Here is a 23,798-nt window from a genome sequence, read left to right on the forward strand (position 1 = left end):
GGGCAGCTTCCCCTTCAGAAGGGAGTCTTTCCATGACCGCTTGGAACGAAGACATAGAGGCGACCGGGTCCGATTCAGGCGCGGTTACGGTCCTGGAAGGATCTTCGTTCTGTATCTCCGCAGCCAGCGGCGACATCAGCCCCGACGCCGGCACGAACGGAGCGTTCTACCAGGACACCCGCATCGTGTCCCGCTGGATACTGCGCGTCAACGGCTCGCTGCGCGAACCGCTTTCAGCCCAACGGCCCCACCCCTTCCAGGCCACCTTCGTAGGGCGGGCGAAGTGGCCCGGCGGAAAATTCGACAGTCCACTGGTTGTCCGGCAGGTGCGGCACATCGGCCCGGGTCTGCAGGACGACATCACGCTGGAAAATTATGCCGCCGAGCCCGTGGAATGCGACATCGAGCTCCTTGTCGATGCTGACCAGGCCGACCTGTTCGACGTAAAAGGTGGACGAACCACGGGGGCGGATGACACCACCCGGACCGTTTCGGGGGGCAGGCTTGTCATCGAGGCGGCGCGCCATGGCCAGCAGCGCGGCTCTGCGATCGGGGCCCGGGACGCGGAGGTTACCACCGAGGGCCTGCGCTTCCGGGTGACCGTCCCCGCCCGGGGAAAATGGGCCACCAGTGTGATTGTGGTGCCGCTGGTGAACGGTGAAGCGCCGGAAGAGCCATTCAAGGAAGGACAACTGCCGCACCACCGCGAGGGTGTGCGCCGGCACCTGGCCTGGGAGGAAGCCCTCCCCAGGATCAGCATCGAGGACGCCAGCCTCCAAAACCTGCTCAACCGGAGCCAGAGTGATCTTGGTGCCCTGCGCATCTTCGACGCCCACCATCCGGAGCGGGCAGCGGTTGCTGCCGGTGCGCCGTGGTTCATGGCCCTGTTTGGGCGGGACTCGCTGCTGACCTCCTACATGAGCCTCATGGTCAACCCAAACCTCGCCCTGGGCACGCTGCAGACCCTTGCCGGGATCCAGGGAAAGAAGGTGGACCCGGACTCGGAGGAGGAACCCGGGCGGATCCCGCACGAGGTCCGGCTCGGCGTGACAGCAGGTCTTTCGCTCGGCGGCACGGCCTATTACGGGACGGCAGATGCAACGCCACTCTTCGTGGCTGTCCTCGGCGAGCTGAGCCGTTGGGGACTCTCCCGGGACAAGATCCAGCCACTGCTGGCACATGCCGACCGTGCGCTGGACTGGATCGAAAAATACGGCGACCGGGACGGCGATGGGTTCGTCGAATACCTCCGCGCCAACGACCACGGCCTGGTCAACCAGGGCTGGAAGGACTCCTGGGACGGCATCAACTTCGCCGATGGCACCATCGCTGAAGCGCCGATCGCCCTGTGTGAGGTCCAGGCATACGTGTACTCGGCCTACCTGGGCAGGTCACTGCTGGCCCATTGGAGCGGTGACCCGGCCCTGGAACTGCACTGGGCCGATAAGGCCGCGGCATTCAAGGAGGAGTTCAACAAGAAGTTCTGGCTGCCGGATAAGGGCTACTTCGCCGTGGCGCTGGACAAGGACAAGCGGCCGGTCGACGCCCTGACGTCCAACATCGGACACTGCCTCTGGACCGGCATCGTGGACCAGGACAAAGCCGAGTCCGTGATGGAGCACCTGATGTCCCCGCAGATGTTCACCGGCTGGGGGATCCGCACCCTGGCCTCGGACATGGGCGCCTACAACCCCGTCAGCTACCACAACGGCTCGGTCTGGCCGCATGATACGGCGCTGGTGGCCACCGGCCTGATGCGGTACGGGTTCGTGGACGAGGCCAAGCGGGTAGCCCTGGGGATCTTCGACGCCGCTGCGCACTTCGACGGTCGGCTGCCGGAACTGTTCTGCGGCTTCGACCGCGGGGAATTCCCCAGCCCGGTGCCCTATCCCACAGCATGCTCCCCGCAGGCCTGGGCGGCCGCTGCGCCCGTCCAGCTCGCCCGGATCCTGCTCCGGTTCGACCCCGTCTTCACCCGCGACGTGGTGCACCTGGCACCCATCCTGCCCGAAGTCGTGGGATCGTTCCGGGCCGAAAACGTCATGCTGGACTCCAGCCGGGTGACCATCAGCGCCGCCGGAACCAAGGGCAGTATCGATGGGCTTCCGCCGGGACTCAGACTCCTGACCGAGCCCCGCCCGCCGCTGGCCTACCCGCCTAACGGTTTTGCCGGCAGTTCCGTGCGCCAGGGGCAGAACCAGCCGGGCAGTTGAACCAAGGTCAGGGCAGGGAGCGCTCCAGCACAAAGTCATGTTCAACAGTGCTGCCCAGCCGGAACGACTTGGTGCCCACCTTGCGGAAACCGGATTTTTCGTAGAACCGGATGGCTCGGGCGTTCTGGCTGTTCACGCCCAACCAGGCTCCGGAACCGCCGCATGCTGCAGCGGCCTGGAGGCTGGCGTGCATGAGTTCGGCGGCCGCGCCCAGGCCGTGGTAGTCCGGGTGGACGTAGCACTTGCTGATTTCCACGGACGGCAGCAGGGTCAGGACAGAGGCCACATCGGGATCCGTTGCGGGCCGGTCCACCAGCAGGCTGTAGCCATTGAGCTGGCCGTCGGCATCGACGACCAGGACGGTGGTGTCCAGGTCCGCAAGGTACCCCTTGAAGTGTTCCTCGCTCAGCGTGTTGGCCAGGTGGGCGGCAATGTCGGCAGGTGACGACGACGGCGGGCAGGCCAGCGGAAAGGTGACGGCCGCCAGCGCAGCCAACGCGCCGGCGTCGTCCGCTGTTGCCCTGCGGATGGTGTGGGTCATGCTGTTCTTCCGGGTCAGGCGGTGATGGTTCGGATGGGGGAGCCGGCCAGCCAGGCGGTGATGTCCTCAAGGGCGCCGCCGTAAAACTGCCGGTAGCTTTCCTGGGTGACGTAGCCCAGGTGGGGGGAGAGCACGGTGTTGGGCGCAGCCAGGAGCGGGTGCCCGACCTGCAGTGGTTCCTGGTCGAAGACGTCCAAGGCGGCGCCCCGGATCCACCCCTCATTCAGCGCTTTGATCAGCGACTCCTGATCCACGAGCGGCCCGCGGGCGGTGTTCACCAGGATGCCGTCAGGCCCCAGCAGCCGCAGCTCTGCCTCGCCCACCGTGTTCTCCGAGCGTGGGGAGAGCCGCAGGTGGAGGGTGGCCACGTCGGCAACCGTGAAGAGCTCCTCCTTGGACACCAGCCGGGCACCGGCCTCCTTGGCCGCGTCCGCAGTGAGATTCTGGCTCCACGCCACCACATCCATGCCGAAGGCCTGCCCGTAGGTGGCCACCCGCCGTCCGATCTTGCCCAGCCCCACGATCCCCAGCGTCTTTCCGGCCAGCTCCACACCAACAGTCGACTGCCACGTTCCGGCCCGGAGGGAGTTCTCCTCCGCTGGAAGGTGCCGGGCGATGGCCAGCAGCAGGGCCCAGGTCAGTTCCGGCGCTGCCGTGGGCGAACCGGGCGTGCCGCACACCGTTACTCCGTGCTCGGCCGCGGCTGCCACGTCGATGGCGGCGTTCGCCATTCCGGTGGTGACCAGCAGCTCAAGCCCTGGAAGCTTCTCAAACACCTCGCGCGGGAACGCCGTCCGCTCACGCATCGCAATCACCATGGTGGTGTCCGCCAGCGCCGAAACCAGGGCGTCCCGGGAAGCGAAAGGCTCGCGGTAGGAGGTCACGGTGACCCCCTCCGCCTCCAAGGCCGCGAAGTCGGCGAAGCCGTGGGCTACGTCCTGGTAGTCGTCGAGGATGGCCAAGCGGTGCGTCATGGGTGTCCTTCCCAGTTTGCTGCGTCCTTGGGTCACGTTCATCGTATGGCAGCGCCGGCCGGGAGGGCGCCTAAAACTCCAGCAACGCCGGGCATGATAGCAATGGGAGTGATGAATCCTCGCCCATTCCCGATTTTGTCCCTGTGAGCGGCCGCGTCCTGTCCCGCATTCCGAAAAGCTGGGTCCTGCTGGCCTGCATCGGCCTGCTTGCGCTGAACCTCCGCGGCCCTTTCGTCGCCGTCGCACCCCTGGTGGACCTCATGCAGGCGGAACTGCATTTTTCGCCGGTCATGCTGGGGCTGCTGACCAGCATCCCCGTCCTCTGCTTCTCGCTCGCGGCTCCCTTGGCGTCCCTTGCGGCCCGGAAATTCGGTGCCGAGTTCGCCGTTACGCTGACCATCCTGGGAGTCCTGGCCGGCGTGCTGGTGCGCTCCGCCGGGGGCCCGGTGCTGGTGGTGGCCGGCACGGTGGTCCTTGGCGTGGCCATCACGGTGGGCAACATCGCGGTGCCGCTGATCATCCGCCGCGATTTCGCTCCGCGGCGGCAGGGGACGGCCATGGGAATCTACACCGCCGCGCTGAACATCGGGTCCTTCCTGACCTCGGTCATCATGGCTCCGCTTGCGGCCGCGACGGGGTGGAGAGTTGCCTTGGCCAGTGTTGCCGTCCTGGCCGTCGCCGCCGTGGTGGTGTGGGTCCTGGCGGTGGGACCGCGGACGGCATTCCTGGCTGAGGCTGAGGATGGCGGGGACGCGCCACTCGCGAGGGTGGGGGGTTCCGGCTGGATCACGTTCGGGCTTACGGCCGGGTTCGGTGGCCAGGCGTTCTCCTACTACGGAGTCACGGCGTGGCTGCCCAGCTACCTGCACGACGAGCTGGGCATGAGCGCCGCAGAGGCCGGAGCCGCCTCCTCGATCTTCCAGATCCTCGCCATAGTGGGCGGGCTCGGCGTGCCATTTGCAGCCAAATATATGAGCACGACGGCGGTGGCGGTCACCCTGGGTGCCTTGTGGCTTCCCGTTCCGGTGGGGCTGCTTCTCGCGCCGCAGTTGTGGTGGCTGTGGTCAACGTCCGGCGGCATCGCCCAGGGCGGCGGCATCACGCTGATCTTCATCGCCATCATCAAGCTGGCCCGCGATCAAGCCTCCGCCGGGCGGATGTCCGCCACCGTCCAGGGCCTGGGCTACTGCCTCGGAGCGGTGGCCCCGCCGCTGGTGGGCTTCGTGCACGACAGCGCGAAGTCGTGGACCCCCGCGTTGCTGGTCATCCTGGTTTCGGTGCTGACCTTCTTCGTCAGCACCACCCTCTCTGTGCGGAAGGTGCCTAAGGGCCGCTAAGGCGAGGTGTCGCCGTCGGGCTTCTTCTTTAAACACTTCACGCGAGATGCCATTTGAGCGCAATGTTTCCTTGGAACATTGCCGTTAAACGCCATCTCGCGGAGGTGACTGTGGTGCTCCGTTGCCGGACCGGCGCCCCGGATTTCGGGGGGCCTGTTGCGAAGGGCGTGCCGGCCCGGCAAACGGAAGTTTCTTGAGTGTCAGGCCGCAGCCAGCTCCTCAACCGTTGCCTTCTCGCGGGCCTCGGTCAGGTAGCGGGCATAGGCGGGAAGCGTGAGGAAGGACGGGAACTCGGTGGCCAGGGTGACCTCCTCGAAGATGTCGCGGGCGTCCTCGAACCGGTCGCCGTCGAAGCGTTCCAGCCGGGCGAATTCCTCGTCCAGGAGTTCCTCCACCCACTCGTGGCTGACGATCTCGCCGTGGTCCGTGATGGCCCGGGCATAGATCCACTGCCACAGCTGGGACCGGGAGATCTCGGCGGTGGCGGCGTCTTCCATGAGGTTGTGGATGGCCACCGCGCCGTTGCCGCGCAGCCAGGACTCGATGTAGCGGATCCCCACTTCGATGTTGTTCCGGATGCCCTGTTCGGTGATGGTGCCGTGCAGGGAAGCAATATCGATGAGGGCACGGTCGTCAGGGGTGACGTCCTCGCGGAGCTTGCCGAGCTGGTTGGGGCGGTCGCCGAGGACGCCGTCGAACACCTCCCGGCAGATGGGCACCAGGTCCGGGTGGGCCACCCAGGAGCCGTCGAAGCCATCATTGGCCTCGCGGGTCTTGTCAGCGCGGACCTTTTCGAGGGCGTTGGCGTTGGCTTCGGGGTCCTTGCGGTTGGGCACGGCTGCAGCCATACCGCCGATGGCCATGGCGCCGCGCTTGTGGCAGGCCCGGACCAGCTGTTCGGTGTAGGCGCGCATGAAGGGGGCCGTCATGGTCACCTGGCTGCGGTCCGGCATCACGAAGCGGGGGCCGCGGGTGCGGAAGTTCTTGATGATGGAGAAGATGTAGTCCCAGCGGCCGGCGTTCAGGCCCGCGGCGTGGTCGCGCAGCTCGTAGAGGATCTCCTCCATTTCGAACGCGGCGGTGATGGTTTCGATCAGCACCGTTGCCCGGATGGTGCCCTGCGGGATGCCGAGCAAGTCCTGGGCCAGGATGAAGATGTCGTTCCACAGCCGGGCTTCGAGGTGGTTCTCGATCTTGGGCAGGTAGAAGTACGGGCCCTTGCCCTGGGCCAGGAGGCGGCGTGCGTTGTGGAAGAAGAACAGGCCGAAGTCCACGATGCCGCCGGTGACCGGCTGGCCGTCGATCAGCATGTGCTTCTCCGGCAGGTGCCAGCCGCGGGGCCGGACCACGATGGTGGGCAGGTCGCCCGCCGGGCGGAGCTTGTATTCCTTGCCCTCTTCGCTGGTGAAGTCGATCCGGCGCTCCAGCGCATCGGTGAGGTTCAGCTGGCCCTTGATGACGTTGCGCCATGTCGGGGTGGAGGAGTCCTCCATGTCCGCGAGCCACACCTTGGCGCCGGAGTTCAGGGCGTTGATGGTCATCTTCTTGTCCACAGGGCCCGTGATTTCCACCCGGCGGTCCTCGAGGCCAGGTGCCGGGGGAGCGACCCGCCAGGACGGGTCATTCCGGATGTGCTCGGTCTCCCGGAGGAACCGCGGATCGGCGCCGGCAGCGATGTCAGCCCGCCGCGTGCGCCGTGCCTGCAGCAGCTCCTGCCGGCGGCTGGCAGTGGCCCGGTGCAGCTTCGCGATGAACGTCAGAGCGTCCGGGGTAAGTACTTCGTCCTGCCGGCAAATCGGCTGCGCGGTCAGGGTAATGCCATTGATCGTGAAGCTATCGGTGAAGCTGTTCATCTCAGTCTCCTTAAAGACAAAAGGGAAGTTCGACGGCGGGACTTACCTGGGTGGGCCGGGATCGGAAATCCTCCGCGTGCTATCCCTGTCCCCGGCGTAAGACCTCGCAAAGCTCGGTCGACGCCGGGGACAGGGCCCCTTTACGCACGCTTCCGGATTCCCCATCCCGGCCAGGCGACGTCACGCTCAGGCGCGTGCCGCCGTCGTGCCTCTTCGGTGAGCGAGGCGAATGGCTCACCTTGGGCGAAAATTAGTGGAACTGGCCCTCTTCGGTCGATCCGACCAATGCGAGGGTGGAGGCGTTCGGGTTGAGCGCCGTGGAGATGCTGTCGAAGTAGCCGGTGCCGACTTCGCGCTGGTGCTTGGTTGCGGTGTAGCCGCGGGACTCGGAGGCGAATTCCTTTTCCTGGAGTTCGACGTAGGCGCTCATGCCTTCCCGGGCGTAGCCGTGGGCGAGGTCGAACATCGAGTAGTTCAGGGCGTGGAAGCCGGCCAGGGTGATGAACTGGAACGTGAAGCCCATGGCGCCGAGCTCGCGCTGGAACTTGGCGATGGTGTCGTCGTCCAGGTGCTTGCGCCAGTTGAAGGACGGCGAGCAGTTGTAGGAAAGCATCTGGTCCGGGAACTCGGCCTTGACCGATTCGGCGAACTTGCGGGCCAGTTCCAGGTCCGGGGTGCCCGTTTCCATCCAGATGAGGTCGGAGTACGGGGCGTAGGCCTTGGCACGGGCGATGCAGGGTTCGATGCCATTGCGGACCTTGTAGAAGCCCTCCGCGGTGCGCTCGCCGGTGATGAATTCCTGGTCCCGCTCGTCGACGTCGGAGGTGATGAGGGTGGCTGCCTCGGCGTCGGTGCGGGCGATGACGACGGTGGGGGTGCCGGCGACGTCAGCTGCCAGGCGGGCGGCGTTCAGGGTGCGCACGTGTTGCTGGATGGGGATGAGCACCTTGCCGCCCAAGTGGCCGCACTTCTTTTCGGATGCCAGCTGGTCTTCCCAGTGAACACCTGAGGCGCCGGCCTGGATCATGGACTTCATGAGCTCGTACGCGTTCAGCGGGCCGCCGAAGCCGGCCTCGGCGTCTGCAACGATCGGGACCAGCCAGTCCTCAACGGTCTGGATGCCCTCGGAGAACTCGATCTGGTCGGCACGGAGCAGAGCGTTGTTGATGCGACGGACCACGGTGGGGACCGAGTTGGCCGGGTAGAGGGACTGGTCCGGGTAGGTGTGGCCCGAGTTGTTGGCGTCCGCTGCAACCTGCCAGCCGGAGAGGTAGATGGCGCGGAGGCCGGCCTTGACCTGCTGCACGGCCTGGTTGCCGGTGAGGGCGCCCAGGGCGTTGGTGTAGCCGCCGGTCTTCTGCTCTTCGGTGAGCTGCTTCCACAGCTTCTCCGAACCCCGCCGGGCCAGGGTGTGCTCTTCGGAGACGCGGCCGCGGAGGCGGACGACGTCGGAAGCTGAGTAGTCCCGGGTCACACCTTCCCAGCGGGGGTTGGCGGCCCACTCGAGCTCCAGGGCGGCGGCCTGCTCTTCGGGCGTCTGCTGGGTGGGCTCAAATGCTGCAGTCATCGTTGATCTCCTTGATTGAGCTCCGGATGGAGTAGGTGGTAGCCGCGTCGTTGAGGCTCCCACCGGCTTATCCGGCGCGGTGTTTCTTTCCGTGACAACTACTTTTCAGCACTTTCAACCCCCTTTCTAGATGAAAGTGGTGGAAAGAAATGCACTTCTTCACGTATTCTTCAGAAATGTCGCCTTCAAGTTGGAACAGGGACGTTTCCCAGCCTCCGTCCACCGCCGCAGCGGAACTGGACGTTATCGCCCTGGGCCGCCGGGTCCGCCATCTGCGCAAACAAGCCGGGCTCACGCTCGATGACCTGAGCGCCGCCGTCGGCACCGCGCCCAGCCAGCTAAGCCTGATTGAAAACGGCAAGCGTGAGCCCAAGCTGACGCTGCTCCAGCACCTTGCTGCAGCGCTGAACGTCACCATCGACCAGCTGCTCGGCGCTGAGCCACCCAGCCGCCGGGCCGCCCTTGAGATCGAGCTGGAACGGTACCAGCGGGGGCCGCTGTACGAGTCCCTGGACCTGCCCAAGATCCGCATCAGCTCGCGGCTGCCGCTGGATGTCCTGGAGGCCCAAGTGGGGCTGCTGCATGAGCTGGAACGCAAGATGAATGAGCAGGTGGCCACCCCCGAGGAGGCACGCCGCGCCAATGGTGAGCTGCGGGCGATGATGCGGGAACGGGGCAACTACTTTCCTGAGTACGAGGCCGAGGCACAAAAGGTCCTCAAGGAGGTGGGCTACACCACCGGTCCGCTGAGCCAGCACGTCATTGCGGATATCGCCGCGCACCTCGGTTTCACCCTGCACCACGTGGGGGATCTGCCGCATTCCACCCGTTCAGTGACGGATTTGAAGAACCGCAAAATTTACCTGACGCAGAGCCAGCGGCAGGACCATGACCCCCGCTCGGTGTTGCTGCAGGCGCTGGGGCACTACGTCCTGGGCCACGAGACGCCCAAGAACTACGGCGACTTCCTTGCGCAGCGGGTGGCCACCAACTATTTCGCCGCCGCACTATTGCTGCCCGAGCAGGCCACCGTCGAATTTCTGCAGAAAGCCAAGGCGGCCAAGGAAATCGCGGTGGAAGACATCCGGGATGCCTTCGCCGTTTCCTACGAGACCGCGGCGCACCGCTTCACCAACCTGGCCACGAAGCACCTGGGCATCACCACGCACTTCCAGAAGACACACCAAAGCGGCATCATCTACAAGGCCTACGAGAATGACGGTGTGAACTTCCCCCAGGACCACACCGGCGCCATCGAGGGGCAGCCGTCTTGCAAGGCCTGGACGTCACGGGCAGTCTTCGATGTGCCGGACAAGTTCAGTGCCTACAGCCAGTACACCGATACGCCGTCCGGGACCTACTGGTGCACCGCGCGCACTGAGCGTTCCCCCAGCGGTGAATTCTCGCTCAGCATCGGGGTGCCGTACCAGCACGTGAAGTGGTTCCGTGGCCGCGAAACCAGCGCCCGCGCCACCTCCAACTGCCCCGACCCCACCTGCTGCAAGCGGCCGCCGGCCGAACTGACCAACCAGTGGGCAGGCAACGCCTGGCCGTCGGCACGTGCCCACTCGCATCTGCTGGCTGCGATGCCTCCCGGAGCCTTTCCCGGCGTGGACGAGACCGAGGTGTACAGCTTCCTGCAGGCCCACTCGGGGAGTTGAGGTCCGCGGACAGCGGGCTCCAACTTCTTGGGAACTCGTCAGTCCTCCCCAAAAAAACTGAAACGCTGGGCCGTCGAGGAACTCCAGAACGGCCCAGCGTTTCAGTCGATTGTTTGCGAGGTGGTGGTTACTGCAAGGTTCTTAGGGGACGTCGCTCTGAGCCGCCTGCTTCAGCAGATCCGTGGCGTCGTAGTCCGTGAGGAATGCTTGCCGCTTCAGTGCCTGCACGCTGTCCTTCACGGCCGAAACGTAGGCACCGTGGTTCGGGTACAGGCCGTCGACTACTCCCTGGGGCAGCGGTTTTTCATAGCCGGCAATGAAGCAGAAAGATGCCCCTGTCGCTGTGCCGTACCAGGTGCTCGTCGGGACGTCGAGGAAGGGCGAACGGAGCCCGCCTTGCACATTGCCAAACTCGTCCAGCACCGGTGCACCGTCGCGGACCAGGATGGGTTCAGCTCGCGGAGGGGCGATGCCGTCCCGTACCCACAGATCCATGTTCCGGAGGGCGGCGTTGAAGAAGATGGCGCTGGGGAACCTGCTGCGTGGTCCTTCGTTGCAGGCCATCGGAGGAACAGCCCGACCCGCCGCGAGAATATCGGCGGAAGACGCCGAGAAGGTCAATTCGTCCGGTGTTGCATGGCCGGCCCCGGCCATCTCGTAGTGCCGGTACTGGTCACCCGGTACATCACTGTCGGCACGGCGTGATCCGATGCCACGGAGGTAGTCCGATTGGGACATGATCCGCATGATGGGGACGCCAACGTCCTTGAATTGGCGGCGCGCGTCCTCGGCTGGAGGCGCCGGCTCACACTGGTTCATAGGGTAGGCACCGGCGAAGGCGCCGCCGGCGACTGCGACGATATAGGCGTCGTACACAGGCTTGCCATCAGACTGGACCACGAGTGGGTGGATTCCATTGATGTAGTTGACCAGGAATCCTCCGGTCTGGGAGTAGCCGAAGCCGTACGCTTTCTCTACCCGGCTGGCCGGGGACCCGTAGCTCAGGGGATTTGTTGCGCTGTCGCTCTTGAGCCAGGCCCCGACTTGTGAGTAGATGTCCCAGATGAGGCCGTTCTCGGTGGTCCTGGCCGAATCCGCTGCGACGGCGGTGCAGTTGGCCGGGTCGTCCAGCGGAAGCGGGTTCGCGAAGGACAAAGCGGCGTACCGTTGCGGATCAAAGTTCTTCAGTGCCTGGACAGCGATCGGTTTGGCGGTAATACCCACCCAAGCGTCACCGTTCTTCACGATCTGCTCGTGCGCCATGGCCCAGCCAATGTTCAGGTCAAAAAGGTTGCTGGGGTTGAGCATCTCAACAATGACGTTGCCACTGAACTTTTGGCCTGAAGCCGGCTTACGCACCAGCACCCGGGTGGTGTACGGCGCCGCTGGAGTCCGAACCTGGGCCGGGCCTGCCGCGGGCCAGGTGTAGACGTTAGAGGTGCCGCTGGCCAGGTATTCCTCCTCCACATAGCCGAGCTTCCCGAGGTCCTGCGGAACCTCCTGGTGATCAGCAGCGCCGAAAGGGTGTGATCCGGGCGTGGTAGCCAGGGGACCTTCTATGGCTGGAATGGGTGTTGTGCCCTCCGCCGCGGCCTGTGACGGCTTGAGTGGAGCTGCTCCTGTCGCTGGAATGGCTGACATACTGACGCCGGCCAGAACCAGAGACAGGGTCAGCAGCGCGGACGCTGGATATCGGCTTCTCATAGGTTCGCTCCTTATCGGCATCGGGCAGCTCTGCCCGACGCGGTTCACGGCGCAACGGCTGCAGTGCCGTGCGCTCCTGCCGCAACGTCAATTGCGGGTGTAACCCGCCGTCGTCAGGGAATGCGTCTGATCGTAGGTGGGGCATTTTTGCACAAGCAAGGCTGCTTAGTTATTTTGCAACGACGTGCAGTTCCACTCGCTTTGGTCCCCAACCGGACATGGTTTTTTGCTGTGGGCCGGGTGTGAACCTGTACCGGGCAGAGGAAGCGACGCGCCTTCTGGAATCATCAATAATCACACCAGTCACAGGTCTTTCTCCGCGCGACACCGCCCCGTTTTCTCCCGCAGCCTTTCTTCGGCGACCGTTGTCTGGGATCGCAGGTCGTTCCGTTTCATGCACATCCGTGCATCCTGCCTGCTGGTAAGAACCGCCCTGGTCCGGGACCACGTGGACCATGAGGTATAGCCGCGCGTTGTCAGCCGTGCAGCGTCCGGTACGCGTCCGCGGCGGCGGGGTGCAGGGGGACGCCGGCGGTGTTGATGAGGCTCTCCGCGCTAAGGAACTGAACGCCCAGGGTTGACTGCGGAATCAGCTCCCCGGCGTTGTGCACCAGCAGCTGCACCGTCCGCTCCACGGTGGCGTTGTCCAGGTCCCGGCGGCACAGGAGCAAGTTGGGTGCTCCCACCGTCCACACTGCCGGAACACCGGGATAGCTGCCTTCCGGGATCAGGACGCGGTCGTACATGCCGCCATATCGTCGGCGCAGTTCCGGCAGCAGACCCGACAAGTCCAGCAGTCCAAGTGCCACCTCCTGCTGGGCCGTCGCGATGGCAGCCGTGGGAACCCCGCCGGACCAGAACAGGGCATCAACCGTTCCAGCTTTAAGGGCGGCGATCCCGTCATTGAGGCCAAGGTTCTCGACGGCGGTAGTCCCGGCAGCGGGCGCAGCGGCATCCGCCGAGGTGCCCAGGCCTGCTGCCTGGAGCAGCCGGGGAGTGGTCAGGGACGTGCCCGATCCCGGCTGGCCAACCGCAACCCGGCGTCCTGCCAACCCGGAGATGTCCCGGATGCCGCTGTCCTTCCGCACCACGCAGTGGACGTAGTTTTCGTACACCTTCCCAATGGCGGCGATCTCCGCTCCAGCGCCCGGCTGGACGGCGGCGTCGGCCAGGGCTACGGCAAAGGCGGCCCGCCCGGCCTGCAGTTCGGCGATATTGTCCAGGCTTCCGCCCGTGGCCACCGCCCGCGCGTGCGCGGCAACGCCGTGGCGCTCCAGCGCGGCGGCCAGCAACGTTGAGAACTCCAGGTAGAACCCGCCCGGTTCGCCGCCGGCCACCACCAGGGTCTCGGGCCGGTCCCCGCCGGTACAGGCAACGAGGGAGGGCGGCAGCAACGCTCCGAGTCCGACGGCGAGGGCTGACTTCAGCACGGACCGTCGGGGCGGGAAGGGGCCAGGGAAGCCGGGGGAGCCAGCCTTGCCCGGGGAACCAGAAGCACCAGGGTCAGGCACGCGTACCACTTCCTTCGGACGAAGGGTCCACCCGCCCAGCCGGTAGCACGGGAAATTCGATCCGCGCTGACAACCCCTGCGGAGTGCCTTCGGCCAGGACCAGCCGTCCGCCGTTGGCTGCGGCAAGCTCGCCCACGATCGTCATGCCCAGCCCCGTCCCCGGAACGGAAGAGTGCCGCGGGGACCGCCAGAACCGAATGGCAGCAGAGGCGCGCTCTGCGGCGGAAAGCCCCGGACCGTCGTCGGAAATTTCCACAACCACCACGTCCTGTTCCCGCCGGACGGCCCCCGTAACCGTCGCGCCGGGCGCGTACTTGATGGCGTTGTTGAGCAGCTCGCCTGCCATCTGGGCCAGCTCCGCCGGATGGCAGGCAACCAGCACCGGCGGCTGCGGCGGGTCGGAAAGGGCCAACGTGGAGCCTGCCTGTTCCGCCAGCGGCGCTGCCCGCTCGATCTCCCCCTGAAGCACGGGATATGGATCCACCGGCTGGGCAGGCGGATGCTGCGGCGTACTACCGGCAGCCCGGAGGTACCCTTCGGACGCCCGGTGCTCCGCGGCCGCAAGCTTCAGGACCCCGTCCAGGATCTCCTCCACCCGGTCCAGCTCCGCCACGGCACGCTCGGCAGCATCGTGTTCGCGGGCCGTCTTGAGCTCGAGCTGCAGCAGGTCCAGCCGCAGCCGGAGCGCCCCCACCGGATTCCGGAGCTGGTGCGAGGTATCCGCGATCAGCTGGCGCTGCGCCGCCATGCTGGCGCTCACGGTCCTGGCCATCGCGGTGAAGGAACGGCTCAATTCCCGCAGCTCCGGTGGCCCGTCCTCCGGGAGGCGTTCCATGCGCCCGGTCCGCTCCAGCTCATGCACTGCCGAATCCAGGCGGAGGACTGGCCGCAGGACCCAGCCGGTGACCCGGGCAGCCCCCACCAGGAGAATGGTGGCCAGCGCTACTGCGGCGACGCCCACCCCAAGCCAGCGCTCACGAAGCTTCTGCTGTGCCGTGTCCGCATGGACGTCCAGGACCACGGCGCCCAGGACTTGGCTGGCACTGCCGAAGGACCGGAAGATGACGCGGGAGCCGGAGGCGAAGGGTTCAAGCGGTTCCAGGGACGTGCCGCTCACGTTCAGCCGGGCAAGGGACAAGGCGTTCTGCACGTCCGCCCGGTCGGCGGACAGGCCCCCGGAGGCCAGGGTCGCCGCCTGCACCCGGACCACAATGCCCTCGCCGTAAAGCCCGGAGTACGTGTCCATTTCCCGCTGCAGCCGCACAGTGTCTCCGTCGCCCGCCGCATCGAAGGCCACCTGCGCCAGCCGGTTCAGCGAGGCCGCCCGGTTGATCTGCAGCTCCTGGGTCAACTCACGGGATGCCGACGTGAGGATGGTGCCCGAAATGAGGAAGACCACCACCAGGCAGAGCACGCTGAGCACACCCAGGACCCGCAGCCTCATGCGCCGGCCGCCTCTACCCGGTAGCCCACGCCGCGAACGTTGATGATGAAGCCGGGCTTCTGCAGTTTGGCCCGCAGCCCTGTGAGGTGGACGTCCAGGGAACGGGATGATGCCAGGAAGGCATCGCCCCACAGTGCGTCCAGGATTTGTTCGCGGGTGACCACCGAACCGGCGTGCCGTGCCAGCAGGGCCAGGAGTTCGAATTCCGTGGCGGTGAGGGGCAGGGGCAGCCCGCCCTTGGAAGCCGCGCGCCGGTTGAAGTCGATGGCGAGGTCGTCCAGCACGATGATGTCTTCCTGCGGGGTGCCACCCGCGCGCCCCGCCCGCCGTGTCACCGCCTCGATCCGGGCCAGCAGTTCCACCAGCTTGACCGGCTTGACCAGATAGTCGTCCGCGCCGGAACGGAGCCCGAGCACCACGCTGCGTTCGTCGTCGCGGGCAGTCAGGATCAGGATGGGGACGTCGGTGACCTGCCGGAGCTTGCGCAGGACCTCCAGTCCGTCCATGTCCGGCAGCCCCAGGTCCAGGAGAATCACCTGGAAGTTCCGGTGCGACAGCAGTGCGTCCGCGCCCCGGGCGAGCCGCTGCGGGTGGTGCCCGGCGCTTTCGACGGCGGCGGTAAGGGCGCCGGCCATGGCGTCGTCGTCCTCGACGATCAGCACGTCCATAGCCATTTTCCTTGCTGTTTGTGCAGTGTCCGGTTCATCCCCCGCCTTTGGAGATTACCGCCTAAGGAACGGTTATGCCCGACGGCGGCCGGCAGGCAGGGCGGGAAGGCGGGCCAGGCAAAACCTAAGGAAGTGTTAGGAAATGCCCTGCCACGTTGGCTGTGCGGTGGATCACCCATACCGTTGATGAGGCCCTCCGGCGTTGGAGGACGCACGTCACCACAAGGAGGAACTCACCGATGAGCACCCAACAAACCGCGCCCGTATCGGAGGCCGCCCAGACCCGGCGGGCCGTGGGCAACATCCTGAAGGGGTCCGCCGGCAACCTTGTGGAATGGTACGACCTCTACGTCTACACGGTCTTCGCAGCCTACTTCCAAGCGCACTTCTTCAATTCCAAGGATGAACTCCAGGCGGGCCTCGAAGCGATGGCCGTCTTCTCGACGTCGTTCCTCATGCGGCCCATCGGCGCCTGGTTCTTCGGGCGGTACGCGGACCGCCACGGCCGGAAGGCTGCACTGACGCTCAGTGTCACCCTGATGTCCGCAGGCTCCTTCGCCATCGCCGTGCTGCCCACCCAGGACGTCATCGGCCTGTGGGCCATGATCCTGCTGGTGATCATCCGTGTGATCCAGGGCTTCTCCGTGGGCGGTGAGTACGGCACCAGCGCCACCTACATGTCCGAGGCTGCCACCACCAAGCGCCGCGGGTTCTTCTCCAGCTTCCAGTACGTCACGCTGGTGGGCGGCCAGATGCTGGCCCTGCTGGTCCTGGTAATCCTGCAGAACGTCATGCCCAAGGGCGACCTGAACGAGTGGGGCTGGCGCATTCCGTTCGCCATCGGCGGCGTCGCGGCCCTCGTCGTGCTGTGGCTGCGCCGCTCCATGGAAGAGACGGTTTCCGCCGAACAGATCAACGCCGCCAAGGCCCCCGCGAAGCCGGGCCAGGCGCAGCCGGGCACCATGAAGCTGCTTTTCACCGGCTACTGGAAGCCGCTGCTGGTCTGCATCGGCATCACCCTGGGCGGCACCGTGGCGTTCTACACCTACACCAACTTCATCCTGAAGTTCATGAACGATACGTCCGGCATCGCCAAGACCGACACCTCCGTGATCAACTTCTGGGCCCTCTTCATCTTCATGCTGCTGCAGCCCGTCTACGGCATCATCTCGGACAAGGTGGGCCGCAAGCCCCTGCTGCTTTGGTTCGGCATCACCGGCGTGCTGTTCACGTGGCCGCTGCTGTCCACCCTGGCCGGCACCAAGGATCCGTTCACCGCGTTCCTGCTCATGATGGGCGGCCTGGTGATCGTGGGCGGCTACACCTCCATCAACGCCCTGGTGAAGGCGGAGCTCTTCCCGGCCTCCATCCGCGCCCTGGGCGTGGGCCTGGGCTACGCGATCGCCAACTCGCTGTTCGGCGGCACCGTGCCGCTGATCGGCGCGGCCTTCCAGAAGGCGGAGCGGGAGGACCTGTTCTTCACCTACGTCACGGTGGCCATCGCCATCTCGCTGGTGGTTTACATCTTCGCGCTGAAGAACAAGAAGACAACGCACCTGGACGACGAGCAGGGCCACGCCTGGGAACAGGCACCCCGAGGCGGCAAGGACAAGGACGCCCTCGGCGTTTAGTCCGGAAGGCACCCAAGGGTGCCCGTCTCCCAAGGAGGCGTACGACGGCGGCTGCCCGGCCGCCGTCGTACGCCTCCTTTTTGTTTCGGCTTGCGGCTGCTGCTGAATACCTGTTCCGAAGTGCCCGCTGAGGTGGGCGGACTATATTGGGCCATGTCAGAACACCACCACAATCGCGGGAGTCTGCACCCATGGCCAAGGAACTTGCCACCCAACTCATCGAACAACTGCAGGCTGCCGGTGTGCAGCGGATTTACGGGATCGTGGGTGACAGCCTCAACCCGATCGTGGACGCCGTCCGCCAGACGGGAGGCTCCGCGAAGGGCGGCATCGACTGGATCCACGTCCGGCATGAGGAGGCCGCCGCCCTCGCCGCTGCCGCCGAAGCACAGCTCACCGGCAGGCTGGCCGTGTGTGCGGGTTCCTGCGGCCCCGGAAACCTGCACCTGATCAATGGCCTCTACGACGCCAACCGTTCCGGTGCCCCCGTGCTGGCCATCGCCTCGCACATCCCCAGCAAGCAGATCGGCAGCAGCTTCTTCCAGGAGACCCACCCGGACCGGCTTTTTAACGAGTGCTCGGTCTACTCCGAACTGGTCAGCACTGCCGAGCAGGCGCCGCGCGTGATGCACAGCGCCATCCAGCACGCGCTGGGTCTGGGCGGAGTCGCCGTCGTGACCCTTCCCGGTGACATCGCCGGCCTCGAAGCAGTAGGCCCCACTCCCGCGCCGGCCACCTTCCGGCCGGCAACCCTGGTCCCGGACCCCGCCAGCGTGCAGGCGCTCGCGGACGCCATCAACGACGCCGGCAAGGTGGCCATCTTTGCCGGGGCGGGCGTGGAGGGCGCGCACAGTGAGCTGATGGCGCTCGCCGAGCTGGCCAAAGCACCGGTGGGGCACTCGCTGCGCGGCAAGGATTTTGTCCAGTACGACAATCCGTTCGACATCGGCATGACGGGCCTCCTTGGCTACGGGGCGGCGGCAGAGGGCATCGAGGACGCAGACCTGCTGATCCTCCTGGGCACGGACTTCCCGTACGACCAGTTCCTGCCGGACACCCGCACCGCACAGGTGGACCGGGCGGCGCAGCGGCTGGGCCGGCGGACCGACGTCGATATTGCCGTGCACGGCGACGTGCTCCCCACGCTTCGCGCGCTGATCCCGCTGGTGAAGGCCAAGAAGAGCCGCCGGTTCCTTGACCAGATGCTCAAGAAGCATGACCGGCTGATGAACAAGGCCGTGGGCGCCTACACGCGCAAGGTGGAGAAGAAGCAGCCCATCCATCCCGAGTACGCGGCGTCGCTGTTGGACCAGGTGGCCGCCGAGGATGCCATCTTCACCGCGGACACCGGCATGTGCAACGTCTGGACCGCACGCTACATCAACCCGCTGGGCACCCGACGGCTGATAGGTTCCTTCCTGCACGGCTCCATGGCCAACGCCCTTCCGCACGCGATCGGCGCGCAGCTGGCGTACCCGGGGCGCCAGGTCATTTCGGTGTCCGGCGACGGAGGCTTGTCCATGCTGCTGGGCGAGCTCATCACCGCCGCCGCCTACAAGCTGCCGGTCAATGTGGTGGTGTTCAACAACTCCACCCTGGGCATGGTGAAACTGGAGATGCTGGTGGACGGGCTGCCCGACTTTGGCGTGGACGTGCCGGACGCCAACTATGCGGCCGTGGCACAGGCGCTGGGTTTCCACGCCGTGCGGGTTACCGATCCGGGCCAGATCGAGGCGGCCTATCGGGAGGCGTTTGCGCACCCCGGCCCGTCGCTGGTGGAGCTCATCACCGACCCCAACGCGCTGTCCATTCCGCCGAAGATCTCCGGATCGCAGGTGATCGGGTTCGCCACCGCCATGTCGAAGGTGGTCCTCAACCGTGGCGCGGGAGAGGCCGTCAGCATGGCCCGCAGCAACCTCCGGAACATCCCGCGTCGGTAACCTCCTTTCCACACGCGCCATCACACAGCGCCCTTAAAGCCGGAACGCCCCTGCACTGATTGCAGGGGCGTTCCGGGTGTTCGTGCGAAAGCTGATGGCGCGTTCTGTGGAGCTAGCGGGCGCCGCCCTGCCACAGGGCATCGAAGGGGGCGCCGGAGGCAACCCGGTTGCGGATGCCGGTGGTCACAAAGTCCTTGGCGGTCCGGGCTGCCGCCAGCGGGCTGGCGCCCTTGGCAAGCTCGGCCGTGACGGCGGCGGCCAGCGAGCAACCGGCGCCGGACACGGCCACCTCGCCCACCTTCGGCGCGCTGAGGACTTCGAGGGTTTCGCCGTCGTAGAACACGTCCACGGCGTCCGGGCCTTCCAGCCGCACCCCGCCCTTGGCCAGCACGGCCGCTCCGCTGAGCTCGTGGATGCGGACGGCAGCGGCCTTGAGGGATTCAACGTCGGTGATCTCCAGGCCGGAGAGCGATTCCGCCTCGAAGTGGTTGGGCGTGACGAAGGTGGCAAGCGGCAGGATCTGCGCTTTCAGGGCCTGGTCCGTGTCCAGCGCGTGGCCGGGTTCCTGGCCCTTGCAGATCAGCACCGGGTCCAGGACAACATTGGCGAAGCTGTTCTCCTGCAGCGCATTGGCCACCGTGCTGATGGTGGCCGGGCTGCCCAGCATGCCGATCTTCACCGTGTCCAAAGCCGAAGGGGCGCCCGACGCCGGACCGTAGGCCGCCGTCGTCGCCTCCAGCTGGTCGGCAATCACCTGCTGGTCCACCGGCACGAAGCGGTGGTTCCAGCTGTCCTTCGGGTCGAAGGACACGATGCAGGTGAGGTTGGCGATGCCGAAGACACCCAGCTCCTGGAAGGTCTTCAGGTCAGCCTGGGCACCGGCGCCGCCGGTGGCCTCGGAGCCTGCGATGGTGAGGACGACGGCGGGGGCGTCCGCGGACAGCGTTGCGTCAGGGGATACGGAAGTCATGCCCCCATCCTGCCACCCGGCGTCGGACGCTATCCATGTAGGGGCGTACAGCGGCTGTGATAAGCGAGTGTTCAGCGGTCCAAGCGGTTCATTATTTGACCGTCAGGCTGTCCCCTTGGCGATCTGCAAGAGCGCCCTGCCCAGCTCCGGCTGGCTGTAGGCAAATCCGGCGTCAAGAAGTTTCTGCGGCTGGACCCAGCGGCTTTTCAGGACCAGTTCGGTCTCCGTGTAAATCAGGACGGCGCCCGCCCGGAGGAGCCAGGCAGGGGTGGGCAGCCCGAACCGTGCGCCATAGGCCCGGCGCACCAGGCGCATCATTTCCTGGTTGGTGACGACGTCCGGTGAGGCCACATTGACGGGCCCGGTGATGTCGGTCCGTGCGTGCAGGAAGAGGATGCTGCGGTACAGGTCCTCCACGTGGACCCAGCTGAACTTCTGCCGGCCGTCGCCCATATGCCCGCCCAGGCCCAGTCGCGCGAGGGTGGCGAACGGCCTCAGTGCACCGCCGCCGCGGCCCAGCACGATGGCGATCCGCAGCGGGATCTTCCGCGTCTTCGGGGTGTCCGCTGCGGTGAGGGCCGCTTCCCAGGCCCTTGCGACGTCCACGGAGAAGCCGGAACCAAGGTCGCCGTCGGCCTCGGACTGGGGACGGTCGCGGGCATCCCGGTAGATGGTGCCGGTGCTGGCATTCAGCCAGGTGGGCGGCGGGACCTGGCATTGCGAGAAGGCCCGCCCCAGTGCCCGGGTGGTGGCCACCCGCGAGTCCAGAATGATTTTCTTGTTCCGCTGGTTGTAGCGGCAAGAGACAGAGCGTCCGGCGAGGTTCACCACCAAGTCGGCGCCGTTGAGCACCCGGGCCATGCCGGCGTCGTCATCCCATGCGGCTGTGGAACCACCCGCTCCGTCGCGTCCTATGGTCCGCACCGTCCAGCCGTCCTCGCGGAAACGCCTGCAAAGATAGGTGCCAATGAAGCCGGAGGCGCCGGCCACTACGACTGTCTTTGCACTGTTCATCTCTTCCCCCAATGTTCGCTTCTGTCCTAGTCGCGGATGCTGCGGCTCAGGTCGAGGACGTCGTCAAGCACCTTGCTGACACCCGGAATGCGGGCCAGTGAGAGGCCGCGGGCAATGAGCGGCGCTGCGCCGTCCACCAGCTTCCGGGTCCGCCGCTGGCCTTCCGAGGAGTCGTAGACCCAAAAGAGGGTGATCCCCATGTAGCAAAGCCACAGCAGTTCAGGCAGCTCGGCCCGCAGCTTCTTCGGTACGGCGGGGCTGGACCCGTCCACCGTGCGCCTGAAGATATCCAGCGCTGCCTCCCGCGCGGGCGTTGAGTCCGCCGAGAAGGGATTCACCGGCGATGTGGGCCGGATAGCGGTGGCCACGAAATCCGCGCCGAAAGCATGGTAGGGCGCCATGACGTCCAGGCCCGCGTGCAGAGTGGTTTTCAGGCGGTCCGCGAACCCGGCGGCGGCGTCCAGCAATTCGGCTGCCCGCGCGGCGTGTTCGGCCTGCACTTGGAGGTACAACTCGTGGACCAGATCATCCTTGGACGAGAAGTAGTAGTAGGCATTGCCAACGGAAACGCCGGCCTCTGCAGCGATGGCCCGCATGGTGGTCTTCTCGAAGCCGATCTCGCGGAACATGCGCAGTGCGGTGTCCGCCACCCGCTGCCTGGTGTGTTCGCCCTTGGCTGCCACCGGCGCCTCCAAATTCCTGAACGTGTTCAAAAATAGTGTGCCACAAGCAGTTGAACATGTTCAAACGCTCACGGGAATTGGTCTGCCTGCGCCAAGGAGCGATCCCGTCCAACGCGATGCGAGAATTACCCGAGTGCTAATACAACCGGCTGCCCACTGCTGGGCGCCGGCCAACCACTCCCGAACGGACACCGTCATGTCTTCTTCCCCCGGCCAAAGTGCCATGCCCGATGCCGCCCTCCCGCGGCCGGCCCACCAAGGTGCCAGCTTCGCCGCCATCGGTTCGCCCTACTTCGGGATCATGCTGGCGACCATGGCCGTGGTGTTGATCCTCTCCAACATAGGAGCATCCAAGGGCGTCGCCTTCGGCCCCATTGTCACCGACGGCGGCTTTTTCCTCTTCCCCCTCGCATACATCCTGGGCGACGTCATCAGTGAGGTCTATGGCTTCAAGGTGGCCCGCAAGGCCATTCTCACGACCTTTGCGATGTCCGTCTTCGCCTCGCTCTGCTACTGGGTGGTAATTGCGCTGCCCGGCTTCGACGACGAGTACGGAGCCGCGAAGCAGTCCGCCTTGGAAGGCGCCCTGGGCCCTGTGCCGCAGATCGTCCTCGCCTCGCTGCTCGCCTTCCTGGCCGGGCAGACCATTAACTCCTGGATCCTGGTGCGCATGAAGGCACGCACCGGTGAGAAGTCCCTGTGGGCCAGGCTCATGGGCTCCTCCGGCGCTGGGGAATTCGTGGACACGCTGATCTTCTGCAGCATCGCCGCGTCCGTCATCGGCATCACTGACTTCGGCAGCTTCGTGAATTACGTGCTTGTGGGGTTCGTCTACAAGACTTTGGTTGAGTTCCTTTTCGTCCCCGTCACCTCGCTGGCCATCAACTGGGTCAAGAGGCGTGAACCCAGTTACGGCCTCGCAACCCCGCCCGCGGCAGCGGTGACGAACGCCGCGTAGCTGCCGCCCGGCGTCGTGCGTTCCGGCTGTCTGGTTCCGGCACGCCGGAACGGTGCGGGATCGCCGGAAGGAACCGGCGACCTGGTCCCGTTCCGGCGATTTGGCCCTGGGGCGGCCGGGCTACCGTTGGAGTGCGGCTAGGACACGGGCTTTGAACTCCTGTTCGCGGAAGAGGTCGGCCCATTTCACGCGCAGGAAGGTCCAGCCGTTCTCGGTGAGTGCATTCTCCCGCTGCCGTTCCTGGAACAGCACCTCGGGCGTCGGCTTGTAATCGAAGTACTTGGTTTTCCCGTCGAATTCGAGGGCCACCTTCTTTTCCTTCCAGGCGAAATCCAGGCGGTACTGGCCTGCCCCCGTGGCTACGGGGACTTGGGGCTCCGGCAGCGGAAGCTTCAGCCGTGTCAGGAGTTCGCGGGTGAGCGTCTCACCGGCTGACTCCGACCGTGGTTCTGCGTGGGTGAGTGCGAGCCGGAGGGTACGGATCCCGCGGCGTCCCTGCAGGCCGTCAGCCATGCTTTCCATCAGCGCTTTGTCTGCACCGAGCCGGAGGGCGTGGTCCATCAGCACGAGCGCCTGGCGGTAGGTCAGCATCATGGCGCAATCCACTGCCGTCCGCTCAAGCGAGGTCACCCGGAGGCCGCCGCGAATCACCACCTCCGCCTCGGTCCAGGGCCGGGTATGGCCGCAGACATCCTTACCGAGCCGCTCGCTTGAGGGGTTTCCTGGCAGTAGAAGGTGGATCAGGTTATCGACATCCCATAGATACAAACCGTGCAGCCGGGCCGCCGATGTGTGGCTGTACACATAGCCGCCCCGTGAGGTGGTCAGCGTCCCATGGGCATGGGCGTGAATCAACTGCCTGCTGCGAACAGGCCGCGACTGCTTATCCCAGAGCTCGGCGCGGATGTAGCAGCCGTGGCGAAGGCGGACAAGCTTCCGGTTGAGCACCAGGGTCTTGATGGCCCGTCCGTTGAGGCCCTCCTCGTGCAGTTGCCCCGTTCGCCACAGGTTGCCGGTGCTCGGAAGTGCAGGGAGGCGGACTGGCTGTGGTGTCATCCCCACAGGATCCTGCCGCTGCGGCACCGCCGGAAGGCGCCGCCGTCGTTATGTGTAAAACGTCCTGCGGCGC

The 23,798-nt window shown here is 65.9% G+C and carries 18 protein-coding genes; 6 read left to right on the forward strand and 12 right to left on the reverse strand.

Annotated elements, in window-relative coordinates; translation table 11 throughout:
• The first annotated feature begins 32 nt into the window (after positions 1-32).
• Positions 33-2,213 (forward strand): amylo-alpha-1,6-glucosidase, encoded by a 2,181-nt coding sequence (locus tag LFT49_RS03575; RefSeq protein WP_237429769.1) that lies wholly within the window; start codon positions 33-35, stop codon positions 2,211-2,213.
• A gap of 7 nt (positions 2,214-2,220) precedes the next feature.
• Here LFT49_RS03575 and LFT49_RS03580 read toward each other — a convergent pair whose 3' ends face one another.
• Positions 2,221-2,754, reverse strand: a complete 534-nt coding sequence (locus LFT49_RS03580; RefSeq protein ID WP_237429770.1) for a GNAT family N-acetyltransferase — start codon at positions 2,752-2,754, stop codon at positions 2,221-2,223.
• A 14-nt stretch (positions 2,755-2,768) separates the two neighbouring features.
• The gene (locus tag LFT49_RS03585; protein ID WP_237429771.1) at positions 2,769-3,728 is read right to left on the reverse strand and encodes a D-2-hydroxyacid dehydrogenase family protein; all 960 of its coding nucleotides are present in this window, start codon (positions 3,726-3,728) and stop codon (positions 2,769-2,771) included.
• A gap of 143 nt (positions 3,729-3,871) precedes the next feature.
• Here LFT49_RS03585 and LFT49_RS03590 point away from each other — a divergent pair, with 143 nt between their 5' ends.
• Complete coding sequence (locus LFT49_RS03590) at positions 3,872-5,065, forward strand: MFS transporter (protein ID WP_236800966.1); 1,194 nt, start codon at positions 3,872-3,874, stop codon at positions 5,063-5,065.
• Positions 5,066-5,265: 200 nt separating this feature from the next.
• On the opposite strand, the gene aceB is transcribed toward LFT49_RS03590, so the two are convergent.
• Both aceB and aceA read right to left on the reverse strand, forming a co-directional pair.
• Entirely contained in the window at positions 5,266-6,918 is a 1,653-nt protein-coding gene (gene aceB / locus LFT49_RS03595) for a malate synthase A (protein WP_237429772.1), read from the reverse strand.
• Positions 6,919-7,168: 250 nt separating this feature from the next.
• On the reverse strand, positions 7,169-8,485 hold the full coding sequence (aceA, locus tag LFT49_RS03600) for an isocitrate lyase (RefSeq protein WP_237429773.1): 1,317 nt from the start codon (positions 8,483-8,485) through the stop codon (positions 7,169-7,171).
• 149 nt (positions 8,486-8,634) lie between these two features.
• On the opposite strand from aceA, the gene LFT49_RS03605 reads away from it, so the two are divergent.
• A complete protein-coding gene (locus tag LFT49_RS03605) occupies positions 8,635-10,146 on the forward strand; it encodes a helix-turn-helix transcriptional regulator (RefSeq protein WP_236800970.1) in 1,512 nt (503 codons plus the stop codon).
• Between the two features lie 141 nt (positions 10,147-10,287).
• Here LFT49_RS03605 and LFT49_RS03610 read toward each other — a convergent pair whose 3' ends face one another.
• The 4 genes from LFT49_RS03610 to LFT49_RS03625 all read right to left on the reverse strand — a co-directional run bounded on the left by LFT49_RS03610 (position 10,288) and on the right by LFT49_RS03625 (position 15,473).
• Positions 10,288-11,850, reverse strand: a complete 1,563-nt coding sequence (locus LFT49_RS03610) for an alpha/beta hydrolase domain-containing protein (protein ID WP_237429774.1) — start codon at positions 11,848-11,850, stop codon at positions 10,288-10,290.
• Between the two features lie 476 nt (positions 11,851-12,326).
• On the reverse strand, positions 12,327-13,280 hold the full coding sequence (locus LFT49_RS03615) for a TAXI family TRAP transporter solute-binding subunit (protein ID WP_237430464.1): 954 nt from the start codon (positions 13,278-13,280) through the stop codon (positions 12,327-12,329).
• Positions 13,281-13,353: 73 nt separating this feature from the next.
• A complete protein-coding gene (locus LFT49_RS03620; protein WP_237429775.1) occupies positions 13,354-14,805 on the reverse strand; it encodes a sensor histidine kinase in 1,452 nt (483 codons plus the stop codon).
• The gene (locus LFT49_RS03625; RefSeq protein ID WP_237429776.1) at positions 14,802-15,473 is read right to left on the reverse strand and encodes a response regulator transcription factor; all 672 of its coding nucleotides are present in this window, start codon (positions 15,471-15,473) and stop codon (positions 14,802-14,804) included. The genes LFT49_RS03620 and LFT49_RS03625 overlap by 4 nt, the downstream gene beginning before the upstream one ends.
• A gap of 239 nt (positions 15,474-15,712) precedes the next feature.
• Here LFT49_RS03625 and LFT49_RS03630 point away from each other — a divergent pair, with 239 nt between their 5' ends.
• Entirely contained in the window at positions 15,713-17,104 is a 1,392-nt protein-coding gene (locus LFT49_RS03630) for an MFS transporter (protein ID WP_237429777.1), read from the forward strand.
• A gap of 191 nt (positions 17,105-17,295) precedes the next feature.
• On the forward strand, positions 17,296-19,044 hold the full coding sequence (locus LFT49_RS03635; RefSeq protein WP_236821189.1) for a pyruvate dehydrogenase: 1,749 nt from the start codon (positions 17,296-17,298) through the stop codon (positions 19,042-19,044).
• 112 nt (positions 19,045-19,156) lie between these two features.
• Here the strand turns inward: LFT49_RS03635 and LFT49_RS03640 are convergent, their stop codons facing one another.
• The 3 genes from LFT49_RS03640 to LFT49_RS03650 form a co-directional block, all read right to left on the reverse strand.
• Positions 19,157-20,014, reverse strand: a complete 858-nt coding sequence (locus LFT49_RS03640) for a hydroxymethylpyrimidine/phosphomethylpyrimidine kinase (RefSeq protein WP_237429778.1) — start codon at positions 20,012-20,014, stop codon at positions 19,157-19,159.
• Between the two features lie 102 nt (positions 20,015-20,116).
• Positions 20,117-21,028: a TIGR01777 family oxidoreductase gene (locus LFT49_RS03645; protein WP_237429779.1), complete on the reverse strand. Its 912-nt coding sequence runs from the start codon at positions 21,026-21,028 to the stop codon at positions 20,117-20,119.
• Between the two features lie 26 nt (positions 21,029-21,054).
• The gene (locus LFT49_RS03650) at positions 21,055-21,711 is read right to left on the reverse strand and encodes a TetR/AcrR family transcriptional regulator (protein ID WP_237429780.1); all 657 of its coding nucleotides are present in this window, start codon (positions 21,709-21,711) and stop codon (positions 21,055-21,057) included.
• A 223-nt stretch (positions 21,712-21,934) separates the two neighbouring features.
• Between LFT49_RS03650 and LFT49_RS03655 the strand changes: the two genes are divergently transcribed.
• Entirely contained in the window at positions 21,935-22,669 is a 735-nt protein-coding gene (locus LFT49_RS03655; RefSeq protein ID WP_373462153.1) for a queuosine precursor transporter, read from the forward strand.
• A 120-nt stretch (positions 22,670-22,789) separates the two neighbouring features.
• Here the strand turns inward: LFT49_RS03655 and LFT49_RS03660 are convergent, their stop codons facing one another.
• Positions 22,790-23,725, reverse strand: coding sequence for a hypothetical protein (locus LFT49_RS03660; protein ID WP_237429782.1), 936 nt, complete (start codon positions 23,723-23,725; stop codon positions 22,790-22,792).
• Between the last annotated feature and the right edge of the window lie 73 nt (positions 23,726-23,798).

Origin of the sequence: Arthrobacter sp. FW306-06-A, assembly GCF_021870055.1 — a bacterium.
GTDB lineage: Bacteria > Actinomycetota > Actinomycetes > Actinomycetales > Micrococcaceae > Arthrobacter.

Excerpts from the sequence above, each read along its gene's own strand:
- LFT49_RS03575 (WP_237429769.1), top strand. The coding sequence starts at position 33 with ATGACCGCTTGGAACGAAGACATAGAGGCGACCGGGTCCGATTCAGGC.
- LFT49_RS03580 (WP_237429770.1), bottom strand. The coding sequence starts at position 2,754 with ATGACCCACACCATCCGCAGGGCAACAGCGGACGACGCCGGCGCGTTG.
- LFT49_RS03585 (WP_237429771.1), bottom strand. The coding sequence starts at position 3,728 with ATGACGCACCGCTTGGCCATCCTCGACGACTACCAGGACGTAGCCCAC.
- aceB (WP_237429772.1), bottom strand. The coding sequence starts at position 6,918 with ATGAACAGCTTCACCGATAGCTTCACGATCAATGGCATTACCCTGACC.
- aceA (WP_237429773.1), bottom strand. The coding sequence starts at position 8,485 with ATGACTGCAGCATTTGAGCCCACCCAGCAGACGCCCGAAGAGCAGGCC.
- LFT49_RS03605 (WP_236800970.1), top strand. The coding sequence starts at position 8,635 with ATGCACTTCTTCACGTATTCTTCAGAAATGTCGCCTTCAAGTTGGAAC.
- LFT49_RS03610 (WP_237429774.1), bottom strand. The coding sequence starts at position 11,850 with ATGAGAAGCCGATATCCAGCGTCCGCGCTGCTGACCCTGTCTCTGGTT.
- LFT49_RS03620 (WP_237429775.1), bottom strand. The coding sequence starts at position 14,805 with ATGAGGCTGCGGGTCCTGGGTGTGCTCAGCGTGCTCTGCCTGGTGGTG.
- LFT49_RS03625 (WP_237429776.1), bottom strand. The coding sequence starts at position 15,473 with ATGGACGTGCTGATCGTCGAGGACGACGACGCCATGGCCGGCGCCCTT.
- LFT49_RS03630 (WP_237429777.1), top strand. The coding sequence starts at position 15,713 with ATGAGCACCCAACAAACCGCGCCCGTATCGGAGGCCGCCCAGACCCGG.
- LFT49_RS03635 (WP_236821189.1), top strand. The coding sequence starts at position 17,296 with ATGGCCAAGGAACTTGCCACCCAACTCATCGAACAACTGCAGGCTGCC.
- LFT49_RS03640 (WP_237429778.1), bottom strand. The coding sequence starts at position 20,014 with ATGACTTCCGTATCCCCTGACGCAACGCTGTCCGCGGACGCCCCCGCC.
- LFT49_RS03645 (WP_237429779.1), bottom strand. The coding sequence starts at position 21,028 with ATGAACAGTGCAAAGACAGTCGTAGTGGCCGGCGCCTCCGGCTTCATT.
- LFT49_RS03655 (WP_373462153.1), top strand. The coding sequence starts at position 21,935 with ATGCCCGATGCCGCCCTCCCGCGGCCGGCCCACCAAGGTGCCAGCTTC.
- LFT49_RS03660 (WP_237429782.1), bottom strand. The coding sequence starts at position 23,725 with ATGACACCACAGCCAGTCCGCCTCCCTGCACTTCCGAGCACCGGCAAC.